Source organism: Clostridium sp. 1001275B_160808_H3 (assembly GCF_015550425.1).
In the GTDB taxonomy this organism is placed as follows: Bacteria; Bacillota; Clostridia; order Clostridiales; family Clostridiaceae; genus Clostridium.
Window position 1 is genome coordinate 104,203 of the sequence record NZ_JADNAT010000007.1, and the last position, 13,581, is coordinate 117,783.

Here is a 13,581-nt window from a genome sequence, read left to right on the forward strand (position 1 = left end):
ATTAGCTGATTATTTTTGAAAATTCTAAAATAAATAACACCTAATAAGAAGTTTTATTCTTATTAGGTGTTATTTAATTGATTAAATAGTATATAATTTCTGAAACTACAAATTGGCATTTTTGAAATTTATTATTTTAGATGGATTATTTATTTAATATGATTTTTAATAGTAAGTAGTAAGCTGTTTAATGAGTAATAGGGAGTTAATTCTCCACCAAATTTTCTAAAGTATTTTTCAATTGATGGTATCATAGATCCTTCAAAATCAAATACTGGAAGCTTTAATGTGTTTTTAGTATATAAAATAGCTTGCCAAAGTAAATAAGACATTCCAAAGTTATTTTCTCTAGAGATTCCACCCATTATATAATAAGCTCTTTTATTATCATAAGCTAAAACGCATCCACCAATTGCTTTATTATTTTCATCGAATATAATACCTATAATACAATTATTATTTTTATTTAATTCGGTTAATAATTTTTTAGTAAGATCATTATCAAAGTTACTTATATTTTGACTACTAAAACTTTTATCGTTTAGATCAAAGTAGGTATCTAAATATTCATTAAAACCCCATCTAACTATTACATTACTTTTGTTTCCTTTATTTATTTTTGTTTTTTCTTGTAAATTGCTCCAAAGAATATTTTCATCTAATAAATTTAATCTATAAGTGTATCTTACTGAAGTAACATATTTATTCCAGATAAATGGTTGTATATCTGTATGTTCTGGGGAAAAACTATAGTAAAGTAATTTTTCTTTTTTTAATTCGTTTATAAATATCTCATTTATCTCTTTTATATTTGAGATTTTTTTAGAAATAGTTAATTTGTGAATTGTAGGAGATATCATAACGCCGCCAAAAGGTGTCATATGAGGCATAACAACAAAGTTCATTCCAAGCTTCTTAGATGTAGGAATATAAAACGCTGCAATCCAAGCTTTATTTGAATCTGATAAATAATATAGTTTGTATTCTTGTGCACTTTTAAAGTTTGATCCTATATTGTTAAGTAGCCAATAGCTTTTATGATAAAATGTTCCTTCTGGAGATTCATCAACAAATTTATTCCATTTATCTAGTAACTCTAAGTTCTTTGTATCTATCTGATTTATCTGTAAGTTCATTTACTACCTCCTGATAACTAATAAAGTCTATTTTTTTACTATTGCAATAAGTAACAAGCCATATATACCAATCTTTCCAATCTTTCCATCCATTTGAGAAATATTCTTGGTGTAAGTTTATATTAAAAATAATATCTTTATCGTAGTTTGAATCTATTATTTTTTGTGTAAAATCTATTGCATATTTTAAATTATATTTTTGAAGCCCATTTTCTTGAAATAAATAGCTATCCATTATATGAAAAGGAATTTCTATTAATCCTTCTTCTGTTATGTAAGGTTGTTTTAACTCCTTAGAATATTCTGTTGTATCAAAAGTATAACCTATATCCTTCATATAAGAAAAAGTATCTTTATCTCTTCTTAAGTAATGCATTCTAATTCCAATATCTTTAGTATCATGAAGTAAATTAAAAGTATCATGTTCTTTTTTCATTTCTTTGATGTCATTATAGGCTATTCCATGTATTCCAACATTTAAGTTATTATTTAGTATATATTTGATATGTTCTTTAGCTGCTTCAGCTTTATAAGCAAGTGTATTATCGTTTGAAGTAGCAAAAAAGTAAGTAGCCTTTGTATTGTATGTTACATCAAATTGAACTAGCTTGTCTATGTTTGTGAAATTATTTTTAATTATGCAATTTACTCTAGAAAGAAATGTCGATAGATTTATTCTAAAGAGAAACAATTCCAGAAATGCACGAATAATCATTTTAATAACTATTAAATCTTTCTTATGCTCCTTTCTAGTTAAATTATCAACATCATGGGATACAATTACTTTCATATTAAATCCTCCTAAAAAATGGAATATATATTATAGTTAATTATATAACAAATACATATTTTAGTCGATATATGTAAAGAAATCTTAAGAAAAGTATAAGGTTTCTTTATTGTTAATTAGACATCATATGCTATAATTATATAAAAATGAAAGAATTATAATTTGATAGGTGAATAAATGAGTGGATTATTTAAAAAATTTATAGAATTTGCAATAGGAAATGGCTTAGTTATGATTTTAGGCCTTGTTTCGACACCAATTGTTTCAAGGATGATTGAGCCTTATGAAAAGGGAAGAGCAGATATATTCATAACTTATACTAGCTTGATAGTTCTTATTTTAACTATGGGCTTAGATCAAGCATATATAAGATATTTTAATGAAGAAAAAGAAAGAGGAGCTTTATTAAGAAGAGCTGTAAAGGTTCCAATAATATTAAGCTTTTGTTTAGGTGCAATACTTTTAATATTTTACAAACAAGTTTCAAATTATATGGTTGAAGAAACTTCTTTTTTCTTAGTATTTTTATTTGCATTTCATAGCTTTGTTAGCATAATAAGTAATTTTGCAATGATTAATGTTAGAATGAAGCAAAAGGCTAAGTCATATTCAATGCTTGGTGTTATTAATAAAGTAGCATTTATTATTTTTATTGTATCATTATTTTATGTGTTTAGAAATAACTACATGACTTTAGTTTTAGCGACTGTTTTAGGAAATTTAGTTATGGTAATAATGGCAATTCTTATAGAAAGAAAAGATTGGTTTAGTTTGGAAAAAGGTGTTGAGGTAAGAACATCTACTAAAGAATTAATTAAATACGGAACACCATTTATTTTTTCAATGGCTATAACTTGGGTGTTTCAATCTATCGATAGGATATCAATTCAACTTTTTAGCGATTATACTCAACTTGGACTATATGGTGGAGCAATGTACATAATTTCTATATTAAATACTGTACAGGGAGCTTTTACTACTTTTTGGGTCCCAGTTGCTTATGATAAATATCATAATAATCCTGAGGATAGAAAGTTTTTTAGTAATATTAATGAAATTGTATCATTCTTTATGCTTATTATAGCCATAGGGTTAATAGCTACAAAGGATTTATTAATAATAATACTAGGCAAAAAGTATGAAGGAGCTCAATTTATATTCCCATTCTTAGTTTTAATGCCAATTATGTACACAATATCTGAAACAACTGTTTTAGGAATTAATTTTAAGAAGAAGACTAAATATCATATTTACATAGCAGTAGCATCTGCAATTGCAAATATAATAGGAAATTTAATTCTAGTTCCTCATTTAGGAGCAAAAGGTGCAGCTATTTCAACAGGATTAGCTTACGTTGTATTTTTTGTAACTAGAAGTTATTTTGGTAATAAATTATACAAGGTAGAAGTTAAATATGCTAAGTTTTTTGTGAGTGTTATTTCTGTTTATATTTTAGCTACTATATCAAGTATCTATAAGTTTAATAATATAATATTGGTATTTACTATATTAAGTACATCCGTTGTATTGTTTATGTACAAAAACGTTATAAAAGACATTTTTACTATAATAAAATCAATGCTTAAAGGGAAAAATAAATAATAAGTTAACGAAAGCTTAGCAATATGGACAATATATTGCTATTAGTAGTATAATTGTAGAAGTTAAGAGATGTTTGGAAATTATTTAAATAAATGTTGGGAGAAGAAAAATATGAATAAGCTTAGAACTTTTATATTAGTAATAATAGATATTTTTATGGTAAATATGGCGTATTTATTATCAATAAATATTACTTTTTATGAAAGATTTACTGAAATATCTACTATATATCAAAAAGATGTTGTTGTAGTTACAATAATATATTTAGTGTGTTTCACCTTATTTCAAATGTACAGCTCACTTTGGCATCTAACAGGAACGGATGAATTTTTACTAGGTGCTGGTGGAGGAATTTTAGCTGGAGCTTTAGTTATATTGTATACTAGAAGTATAGGTGCTACTATACCATTAAATGTTTGTGTTATTGGTACTATGCTTACATGTATTTTTGTTCTTGGATATAGGGTGTTATATAGAGTTTATAGAAGAACATTATTATATGTTCCTTATAAGTATTCAAAGGATCAGCAAAGAGTAATGATTATTGGTGCTGGTTCAGCGGGGACAATGATTATTAATGAAATGCTTGCAAGAAGAAATCTTAAGCTAAATCCAATTCTTTTAATTGATGATGCAGATTTTAAGCAAGGCAAAAGAATAAGTGGTGTAAAGGTAGAAGGCAAAAGAAAGGATATAGTAAGGTTAGCAGAAGAAAGAGAAATAGATACAATAATTATTGCTATTCCATCTATTGATAATGAAAATAAAAGAGAAATTTTAGATATTTGTAAAAAAGCTAATTGTAAAATAAAAATAATACCAGGTATTTATGAAATTATATCAGGAGAAGCAACGGTTAATAAGATAAAAGATGTTGAACTTGAGGATTTACTTGGAAGAGACCCTGTTGTCTTAGATAACAAGGGGATTTCTGATTATTTAAACAATAAAGTAGTTTTAGTCACAGGTGCTGGGGGGTCAATAGGATCAGAATTATGTAGGCAAATAGCTCAGTTTGGACCAAAGCTTTTAGTTCTTTTTGATATATACGAAAATACTGTTTATGACATTCAAAATGAATTAAGACATGATTATCCAAACTTAAACATAAAAGTATTAATTGGATCTGTAAGAGATAAGGATAGGTTAAGAGAAATATTTGACAGGTACAACATAAATGTAGTGTTTCATGCAGCAGCTCACAAGCATGTTCCGCTTATGGAAGATAGCCCAAAAGAGGCAATTAAAAACAATGTTTTTGGTACATTAAATTTAGTTGATATATCACATGAAAAAGGGATTGAAAAGTTTGTTCTTATTTCTACTGATAAAGCTGTAAATCCTACTAATATAATGGGAGCAACAAAAAGATTATGTGAAATGATAATACAATCATATAACACAATTAGTAATACTGAATTTGTTGCAGTTAGATTTGGAAATGTATTAGGAAGTAATGGTTCTGTAATACCTTTGTTTAAAAAGCAAATAAAAAATGGTGGTCCAGTTACTGTAACTCATAAGAATATAACAAGATATTTCATGCTTATACCTGAAGCTGCACAACTTGTACTTCAAGCAGGTGGGTTTGCTAAAGGTGGAGAAGTCTTTATTTTAGATATGGGTGAACCAGTTAAAATTTATGATTTAGCAATAGATTTAATAAAGCTATCTGGATTAGAGCCACATAGGGATATAAAGATAAAGGTTACTGGATTAAGACCTGGAGAAAAGCTATATGAAGAATTATTAATGAGCGAAGAAGGACTCTTAAATACAAATCATAAAAAGATATATATAGGAAGACCAACCTTTGATAGTATTGATAATTTAAGAAAGAAGTTATTTGATTTAAAAGATATATTAGAAGAAAACGATGAAGAAAAAGTAAAAGAAAAGTTAAAGCAAATAGTACCAACTTATAAAGAGCCCAGTGAAGTGAATGAAGTTGCAATAACTAATAATGAAACATCAGATTAATTGTAAAGGGAGAAAAAATGAAAAAGATTAATGAGATTATAAAAAGAATATTTGATTTTTTAGCTTCTTTGTTAGGGATAATAATCTTATCACCAATACTATTAATAGTAGCAATAGCTATAAAAATAGATTCTAAAGGAAATATTCTATTTATGCAAAAGAGAATAGGGAAAAATGGAGTTCCATTTTATATTTATAAGTTTAGGACAATGGTAAGTGATGCAGAAAAGATTGGAAAACAAATAACAGTAGGAAAAGATAATAGAATTACTAAAGTTGGAGCATTTTTAAGAAAATATAAAATAGATGAACTTCCTCAATTGTTTAATGTTTTAAAGGGCGATATGAGCTTAGTTGGACCAAGACCAGAAGTTCCTAAATATGTTGATTTATATACAGAGTCAGAAAAAAGGGTATTAGAGGTTAGACCTGGTATAACTGATTTAGCATCTTTAAGATATAAAGATGAAAATGATATTTTAGGTAATGTAGATAATCCAGAAGAATATTATATAAATGTAATTATGAAAGATAAGCTTAAGTTAAATTTAGAATATATTGAAAAAAGTAATTTGATTTTTGATATTTCTTTAATTTTTAAAACAATAATAAAATGTTTATAAAGGTGGTTAAATAAATGAAAAAGCTAAAGTTTGCAATTATAGGTTGTGGGAGAATTTCATACAAGCATGTAGAAGGCCTAGTTGAAAATAAAGATGTTGCAGAATTAGTAGCAACATGTGATGTAAAACTTAATCTTGCAGAAGCTAAAAAAGAAGAATACTTAACTAAGATGAATGATTCAGCTTTAAAGGTTGGAGCTTATGAAGACTATAAAGTAATGCTTGAAAATGAAGACATTGATGTTGTTACAATAGCAACAGAAAGTGGATATCATGCTGAAATTGCTATTTATTGTATGAATAAAGGAAAGCATGTAATAGTTGAAAAGCCAATGGCAATGTCAATAGATGATGCAAATGAAATGATTGAAGTAGCAAAGAAAAATAATGTTAAACTTTCAGTTGCTCATCAAAATAGATTTAATAAGCCAATACAAAAGCTTAGAGAAGCTGTAGAAGATAAAAAACTAGGAAGAATAATGAATGGTACAGCTAGAGTCCTTTGGAGAAGAGATGACAATTATTATAAGCAAGCTCCATGGAGAGGTACTTGGGATTTAGATGGCGGTACTTTAATGAATCAATGTATACATAATATAGACCTATTACAATGGATGATAGGATCAGAAGTTGAAAGAGTATATGCAGAATGTGATACTTTTAGAAATCCTATAGAAGGTGAAGACTTTGGAGCCATCGTTATTAGATTTAAAAATGGATCTATTGGAATTGTAGAAGGTAGTGCAGTTGTTTATCCAAAGAATTTAGAAGAAACGTTAAGTGTATTTGGTACAGAAGGAACAGTTGTAATAGGTGGCCTTGCTGTGAATGAACTTAAAACTTGGAGATTTGAAGGCGAAGATGAAGAAGCTGCTAAGAAGGATTTACAAGTTCAAATAGATAGCGTATATGGAAAAGGACACACTCCATTATTTAGAGATGTTGTAGATGCTATAAATGAAGATAGAAAGCCTTATATAAGCGGTGAAGATGCTATAGTTCCTTTATCAATTATTTTAGCGGCTTATAAATCAAGAAAAACAGGAATGCCTGTAAACTTCCCATTAAATAATTTTTCAAGTTCAGATATGAAATAATAATAAAGGCTCCGCATAAAAGCGGAGTTTTGTTTAATTAAGAAATATTCTATAGTTTAAGGTATATGTAAAGGTGAAATAATGAAAAATTTTATAGGAAAAAATAAAAAGTTTTCAATTTTATTATTAATATTAGCTTTAACCTCTATATTGTATAAGGGATATAAAATTATAGATGCTAGAGCAAATTATACAAATAAAGAGGTAGTTACATTATTACTAAAAAATAATGAAATAAATACAGGAATAGCTGAAGTTGTTAAAAAGTATAACAAAAATAATGATGAAATCTATATTAATTTAATATTAACTAATGATGATTATACAAATTTATTATATACTAAGTTAGCTAATAATGATCAAATTGATATATTTGAGTACTCTGGGAAGACATTGTTAGAAAAGAATTTTATACAACCATTAAAGAATCTAGATATAGATTTATCAAGTGTAAAGGATAATGCTACTTTTCTATATAATGATGAAATAATCGGGGTGAAATATGGTTCAGCTATGCCGAAAATCATGTATAATAATGAGTTATTAGTTAAGGCTGGAATAGATCCGGAATTTAATCCTAAGACATTAGATGAGTTTATACGTATGTTAGAAACGATAAAGAGCACTTGTCCTGACATAGTACCATTAGATTTATCTTTAAATTACATTCATGATATATTTAGTATACTAGGTACAGCATCAACATCCGAAAATTCTACTTATCCGACATTTTGGAATTATAAAACGGGTGAATATGATTATAGTGGCTTAGCTTTAGTTATTGAAAAATTTCAAGAAATGTATGATAAAAATCTTATAACTTTAAATTTTGATACTAGAACAACAGAAGATATGTTTAATGATTTTAAAAATGAAAAATCAGCAATGATGATAACTAACTATTATCAAAAGTATAGTGTTACAGATAGATTAGAAGGAATGGATGTTAGATTTAGTAACATACCTTTTGCTAGTGAAAATAATGGAAGGTTATATTATTATACTTATCCAAGAACATTGGTAATTGCTAATAATCAAAAAGAGGATATGTTTGATATAGATACTGAAGGACAAGAAAAGCATAATGCTGCTGTAAAAGAAGTTTATGAATGGCTATTAAGTGAAGATGTAACAAATTACTTAGTAGAGAATGATAATAATTTTGCAAGCTTTGGTAATAATTATTTTCATAATGACATGTATGATGGATTGAATGATAATAAAGGTTATGAGCATTCTTTAAAAGATCCAACAGAAGTTTTAGTAGGAAACTCTGATATAGTAAAGAAAAATATCTTTGCTATGATAAAAGGTGAAGTTGATATTAAAAATGGAATAGTGAATCTTAAAACTGAAATGAATAATTTTATTAATAATAATGAAAGAAATAAAGATGTTGAATTAGATAAGTATAAGGAGTAGCATTATGAATGATAAGAAACAATATTTTAAATGGTTATTAATAAGTATATTTGTTGCAGTTTGTGCCTTAGCATCAGTAAAGGCAGTTGGAATTAAAGATGGGTTTACTTTCACATTATCATTAATTATAACATTATATATTCTTTTTAATGCAAAGAAGAATATTAAAAGGTGTATGTATTTATTTATTATGTCTATGCCAATCTTAGTAACCGCTAGAAAACTTTTATATTTAGATTTATTTATAATAAAGCTAAATTTTGAAAGTATTATAATTCTATATTTGTTTATATGCAATTACAAACAAATAAAATTAAAAATAGTAGAATTATTTGAAAGAAATAAAAAATTATTTTACTTTATAATATTATTATGTTTTTCAAGTTATATAAGCTGTATGTTTTCAACTAATTTTATATTATCTTTAGAGTTGACAACTACATCAATATTAGTACCTGTATTGTTAGCAGTATTAGCTTTATCAGTTTTTAATAAGGAAGATATTAAAAGAATAGTTTATTCTTTAATTATTTCAGTGAACTTTAGTTGCTTATATGGTATAGTGCAACTTTTAGGTATCGGACTTAGCATTGATGCTATAAAATCTTCTAGAGAAATGATAACTTTTGGATATCATAATGTTAATATATTTGTTAATGTAGTTTTAATGGTATTTCCTTTACTTTTAAATGAAATTTTATATAAGAAAAACACTATTAAAGAAAATGTTTTTCTTATATTATCTGCGATATTACAGATGGGAAGTACTTTTATAACATTTTCTAGAGGTGCATGGTTATCTTTAGGCTTAGTAGTTGTTTTAATCTTATTTAGTAAAAAATATAGATATGTATTTATGGCAATTGTTATAGCTGGTGGATTGATGTCTCCTTTTGTATTACCTAAGATAATGGGTAGAGGAGATAGTTCAAGCCATTTCTTACAAAATACATCTAATACAGCTAGAGTTTTATCAATAATAGCAAGTAAAGATATAATGCTAGATAATATTTTTGGTGTTGGATACGGTAATTTTAATGAGAACTATAGATTAAATGCAGATGATGCATATATGAGTATAGATTACGAGGTTAGAAAGAATATGGTTACTCCATTGTATACAATGGAGCATGCACATAATTTATTCTTAAATGTTGGAGTTGAACTTGGAATATTTGCATTGATTGCTATATTAGGAATCTTTATAATTCAGATAAGAAAATCTATTAGTAACTATGGTGAAAGTAGAGGAATCTTTGTTTCCTTGATTTTATTCATATTTATAGGTGTGACTACAGGAATACAACTTAACCATAAAGGAGTAGTTACAAATACCTATATATTATGGTTACTATTTGCAATGATTTTATTAATAGATAAAAATGATGATAAATTACCTAGTACTAAATAAGTTGGTAAGTACTAAATAATTTGTAAAAAATTGGTGATTAACTAAATGCAAAATAATTTAATTAATATTTAATAAATGGACTTTAAGGAAACTTTAAGATTATTAGTCACATATTAAGAAAATATTAATTGTTAAAATAAAGTATATTCCATATAATACTAAGTGTACTATGTTAAGTAATACACTTAGTATTTTTTATTTTAGAGAATTTAGTAGTTACTTTATATATAGATAAAGTAACTACAATAAGATTTATTTATAAAAAGATAATGTAAGGTTTTGTACTAAAAATAAACTATAGTCAATTTTAAATAATAATTGAAAAATAGCTTTACAATAAAGGATGAAGTTTGAAAAAAGATAGTGTAAAGTTTCGTATGAAAAAATAGAGTTAATTAGAATGGGGGGGATTTTATATGAAGAAATCTACACTTTTGGCCTTTAGTGGTATTATAATTATTTTCCTTATAGTTACATCATTAGGTAACAGAACAAAGGTATATGAAAAGCAAGAAAGATATACTACTCCAGAGGAAGCAATAGTAAATTTTATTGGTTATATTAATAGTTATGAAGAAGTAAAATCAAAAAGTGGTTATTATTATCATGTAACTCCAAATGAATTCTTAGAAAGTTTATCTAAGAGATATAGATTATATTTAGGAGAAGGTAATGGAAACAGATATATAAATGAGCAAGTACCTGTAGTTTATAGCTATGAATTAGAAGAAGTAAGCTTAAATGATTTGAGAAATTTACAAATGAACTATGAAGACTCCTTTAAAGGAATATCGAACTATAAAAGACCAAGTGAAGTTAGAGTATATAAGTTAGATGCATTAGCTTTATACAATTTTGAGGTGGATAAAAATTCTGTAAAAAAAGATGGAACTGTAGATAAAGTTAATTACATAGAAGAAAGTAAAGTTAATGATATTGAAGAAACTCCAATGGAAATATATTTAGTAGTAGTTGATGAAGGGGAAGGATATGTTGTTGATTACTACAACACAATATATAAATAATCTTTTAGAAGAGGTGAGCTTATGATAATAATTGACTCAAGAAGTAGTACACCTATTTATGAACAAATTATAATTGGAATTAAGGAGCTTATATTAAAAAATGTAATAAAAGTTGGTGATAAATTACCTTCTGTAAGGGAGTTATCTACTATTTTAACTATAAATCCTAATACAGTAAGTAAGGCTTATATGGAGCTTGAAAAACAAAATATTGTAGAAACCATAAAAGGGAAGGGAACTTTTATATCTAGCAATTACACAAAAGTGGTATCAGAAGAAAAAGTAGGTAAATTAATTTTAGATTTTAAAAGATTAATATTAGAAGCAAATTATTTAGGCCTTGAGGAAAATGACTTAATTTTATTATTAGATGAAGGTTTTAAGGAAATAAGAGGAGGAATATAGAATGATAGAATTAAAGAACTATTCCTTAAACTATGGAGAGAGTAAGGTATTAGATAATATAAATTTTTCTTTAGGGAGAGGAAAGATATTAGGTATTATTGGGCCAAGTGGAGTAGGAAAAACTTCTCTAATTAGAGGAATGGTTGGTATTTATAAAGGTACATCTGGTAATGTCCTTTTTGATGGAGAAGAAATCTATGACAATCCAGAAGTAAAGAGAAAAATAGCATTTGTTCCTGATGAGCATAGTAGTTTTTATTTAATAACATTAAAAGAAATATTGAATTACTACAAAAGTATATATCCTAATTTTAATGAAGATAAGTTTTATAAGATCAATAAAATCTTTAAAATTCCTCTAAATAAAAGGTTTTTACAATTATCTAAAGGAATGAAAATGAGGGTGAATTTAATGATTGCCTTTTCATTAAATTGTGAATTGTTAGTATTAGATGAACCAACGTCTGGATTGGATCCAATATTAAAGGAAAAAGTTCTGAAAATAATAATGAATGAAGTATATAGTAAGGAAAAGTCAGTTATAATAAGTTCACATAATTTAGGAGAGCTTGAGAGAATATGTGATGAAATACTTATACTTAATGATGGGAAAATAGAATACCATAATTCTTTAGAAAATATAAAACGCAATATTAAAAAGATACAAGTTGCATTTGATATGCCAGTATATGAAGAGGATTTAAATATAGATGGTATATTTAGCATTTCTCAAGTTGGAAGAGTATTTACTATTATAACAGAAAGATATGATGATTGCTTTAAAGAAAATTTAAATACGTTTAAACCATTGTTTATGGAGGAAATAGATTTAAGCCTTGAAGAAGTATTTATACATAGGCTAGAAGGGAAGTATGATTATGAAGAAATATTTGAATAAAAGTTTATTTTATCAAGGAGATAACAAAATAATACTTCCATTAATAATAGCTTATATAGGAGTAACTTTATTGAATAAAATTAGTCTAAGTCAATATTTTGATTGGACAATAAAAGGTATGCTATATAGCAAGTATCATGAGTCATTTATTTTGTCTTTTAATGGTGCTGTGATATTAATAATATATTTAATAATAGTATATGTAATATCAGTAGGTATTTTTAAACGAAAAAAGTGGTCAACTTTATTATCTGGTCCTTTTTCAAGGATTGATATAAGAAGTAGAGAATTTATAATAGTAGTTATGTCGGCTATTTTTTATTTATTAAGTTATTCAATTATAGTTGGACAAGAAGCTTTTCAAAATATTGAAATAATAAATTATATAGGAAACTTTAAAGAAGTTATAATAATTGATTTAATTAGAATAGTTAGTATATCTACAATTACCATAGGTGGATTAGCTTTGTTAGACTCTATTTTTTCTAATATGTATTATTTATTTGGATCGTTAATATTTATTATCATATATATGTTTTCTGTATTAGTTAACTTCGAAGTAAGTAGCTATATTTATTTATACGATGGTGATAGGGGACTTAGATACATATATAATAGGATAATGGAATATTTAGGTGTATATTCTACTATAAATGAAATAAGTAAGTTACAAATTGCATGCATATCAATATTTTTTATAATAACAGGAATAATGTTAATAATTATAGCTAAAAGACTAACTAATAAAATGTTAGTAGAAAATATGAATGAAGGTATAATTTTTGAGTTTCCTAGAAAAATTGCTAAGTTTATGTTAATAACTTTTCCTGGGATTATATTAGCTCCTATATTGAGTAATTTAATTAATAAATTTTATTTTAATTATACAATGAGTGAGTCACATTTGTTCTTTATTATATTAGTAATAACAATAATGATATCATTTTTTGTTAATTTGTCATTAAAGAAATTTCAAAAGATAAAAAAAGACAAGTATTATTTTTAAAGTAATAAAAGAGCAAATTTATGAAAATTTTATTATAAAAAAAATATAAGGTTCATATTAAGAATGTAGTATAGGTTAGTTTAATAGAAGAAAAATTAGTTTAATAAAAGAAAAATAAACACACGGTAGATTAAATATAAAAAATAGCTGTATTAATATTAATAATACAGCTATTTTTTATATTTT

At 25.8% G+C, this 13,581-nt stretch carries 12 protein-coding genes; 10 read left to right on the forward strand and 2 right to left on the reverse strand.

What is annotated here, in order from left to right:
• Positions 1 to 149 precede the first annotated feature (149 nt).
• Both I2A75_RS07050 and I2A75_RS07055 read right to left on the reverse strand, forming a co-directional pair.
• Positions 150 to 1,136 carry a hypothetical protein gene (locus I2A75_RS07050; protein ID WP_195263767.1) on the reverse strand — a complete coding sequence of 329 codons (987 nt, stop codon included), beginning with the start codon at positions 1,134 to 1,136 and terminating at the stop codon, positions 150 to 152.
• Entirely contained in the window at positions 1,084 to 1,926 is an 843-nt protein-coding gene (locus I2A75_RS07055) for a hypothetical protein (RefSeq protein ID WP_195263768.1), read from the reverse strand. The genes I2A75_RS07050 and I2A75_RS07055 overlap by 53 nt, the downstream gene beginning before the upstream one ends.
• A 177-nt stretch (positions 1,927 to 2,103) precedes the next feature.
• On the opposite strand from I2A75_RS07055, the gene I2A75_RS07060 reads away from it, so the two are divergent.
• The 10 genes from I2A75_RS07060 (at position 2,104) to I2A75_RS07105 (ending at position 13,395) form a co-directional block, all read left to right on the forward strand.
• Positions 2,104 to 3,528 carry an oligosaccharide flippase family protein gene (locus I2A75_RS07060; RefSeq protein ID WP_195263769.1) on the forward strand — a complete coding sequence of 475 codons (1,425 nt, stop codon included), beginning with the start codon at positions 2,104 to 2,106 and terminating at the stop codon, positions 3,526 to 3,528.
• A gap of 111 nt (positions 3,529 to 3,639) precedes the next feature.
• Positions 3,640 to 5,508: a nucleoside-diphosphate sugar epimerase/dehydratase gene (locus I2A75_RS07065; RefSeq protein WP_195263770.1), complete on the forward strand. Its 1,869-nt coding sequence runs from the start codon at positions 3,640 to 3,642 to the stop codon at positions 5,506 to 5,508.
• 17 nt (positions 5,509 to 5,525) lie between these two features.
• Positions 5,526 to 6,131: a sugar transferase gene (locus I2A75_RS07070; RefSeq protein WP_195263771.1), complete on the forward strand. Its 606-nt coding sequence runs from the start codon at positions 5,526 to 5,528 to the stop codon at positions 6,129 to 6,131.
• Positions 6,132 to 6,145: 14 nt separating this feature from the next.
• Positions 6,146 to 7,228 carry a Gfo/Idh/MocA family oxidoreductase gene (locus I2A75_RS07075; protein WP_195263772.1) on the forward strand — a complete coding sequence of 361 codons (1,083 nt, stop codon included), beginning with the start codon at positions 6,146 to 6,148 and terminating at the stop codon, positions 7,226 to 7,228.
• A gap of 81 nt (positions 7,229 to 7,309) precedes the next feature.
• On the forward strand, positions 7,310 to 8,650 hold the full coding sequence (locus tag I2A75_RS07080; protein WP_195263773.1) for an ABC transporter substrate-binding protein: 1,341 nt from the start codon (positions 7,310 to 7,312) through the stop codon (positions 8,648 to 8,650).
• Between the two features lie 4 nt (positions 8,651 to 8,654).
• Positions 8,655 to 10,061 (forward strand): O-antigen ligase family protein, encoded by a 1,407-nt coding sequence (locus I2A75_RS07085; RefSeq protein WP_195263774.1) that lies wholly within the window; start codon positions 8,655 to 8,657, stop codon positions 10,059 to 10,061.
• A 416-nt stretch (positions 10,062 to 10,477) separates the two neighbouring features.
• Positions 10,478 to 11,086: a hypothetical protein gene (locus tag I2A75_RS07090; RefSeq protein WP_195263775.1), complete on the forward strand. Its 609-nt coding sequence runs from the start codon at positions 10,478 to 10,480 to the stop codon at positions 11,084 to 11,086.
• 21 nt (positions 11,087 to 11,107) lie between these two features.
• Positions 11,108 to 11,491, forward strand: a complete 384-nt coding sequence (locus I2A75_RS07095; RefSeq protein WP_195263776.1) for a GntR family transcriptional regulator — start codon at positions 11,108 to 11,110, stop codon at positions 11,489 to 11,491.
• Between the two features lies 1 nt (position 11,492).
• On the forward strand, positions 11,493 to 12,389 hold the full coding sequence (locus I2A75_RS07100) for an ABC transporter ATP-binding protein (protein WP_195263777.1): 897 nt from the start codon (positions 11,493 to 11,495) through the stop codon (positions 12,387 to 12,389).
• Complete coding sequence (locus tag I2A75_RS07105) at positions 12,370 to 13,395, forward strand: hypothetical protein (RefSeq protein WP_195263778.1); 1,026 nt, start codon at positions 12,370 to 12,372, stop codon at positions 13,393 to 13,395. Before I2A75_RS07100 ends, I2A75_RS07105 begins: the two co-directional genes overlap by 20 nt.
• Positions 13,396 to 13,581: the final 186 nt, after the last annotated feature.

Bases quoted from the DNA above. Each gene is read 5' to 3' on its own strand.
- I2A75_RS07095 (WP_195263776.1), top strand. From the start codon at position 11,108: ATGATAATAATTGACTCAAGAAGTAGTACACCTATTTATGAACAAATT.
- I2A75_RS07085 (WP_195263774.1), top strand. From the start codon at position 8,655: ATGAATGATAAGAAACAATATTTTAAATGGTTATTAATAAGTATATTT.
- I2A75_RS07055 (WP_195263768.1), bottom strand. From the start codon at position 1,926: ATGAAAGTAATTGTATCCCATGATGTTGATAATTTAACTAGAAAGGAG.
- I2A75_RS07065 (WP_195263770.1), top strand. From the start codon at position 3,640: ATGAATAAGCTTAGAACTTTTATATTAGTAATAATAGATATTTTTATG.
- I2A75_RS07080 (WP_195263773.1), top strand. From the start codon at position 7,310: ATGAAAAATTTTATAGGAAAAAATAAAAAGTTTTCAATTTTATTATTA.
- I2A75_RS07060 (WP_195263769.1), top strand. From the start codon at position 2,104: ATGAGTGGATTATTTAAAAAATTTATAGAATTTGCAATAGGAAATGGC.
- I2A75_RS07105 (WP_195263778.1), top strand. From the start codon at position 12,370: ATGAAGAAATATTTGAATAAAAGTTTATTTTATCAAGGAGATAACAAA.
- I2A75_RS07090 (WP_195263775.1), top strand. From the start codon at position 10,478: ATGAAGAAATCTACACTTTTGGCCTTTAGTGGTATTATAATTATTTTC.
- I2A75_RS07100 (WP_195263777.1), top strand. From the start codon at position 11,493: ATGATAGAATTAAAGAACTATTCCTTAAACTATGGAGAGAGTAAGGTA.
- I2A75_RS07070 (WP_195263771.1), top strand. From the start codon at position 5,526: ATGAAAAAGATTAATGAGATTATAAAAAGAATATTTGATTTTTTAGCT.
- I2A75_RS07050 (WP_195263767.1), bottom strand. From the start codon at position 1,136: ATGAACTTACAGATAAATCAGATAGATACAAAGAACTTAGAGTTACTA.
- I2A75_RS07075 (WP_195263772.1), top strand. From the start codon at position 6,146: ATGAAAAAGCTAAAGTTTGCAATTATAGGTTGTGGGAGAATTTCATAC.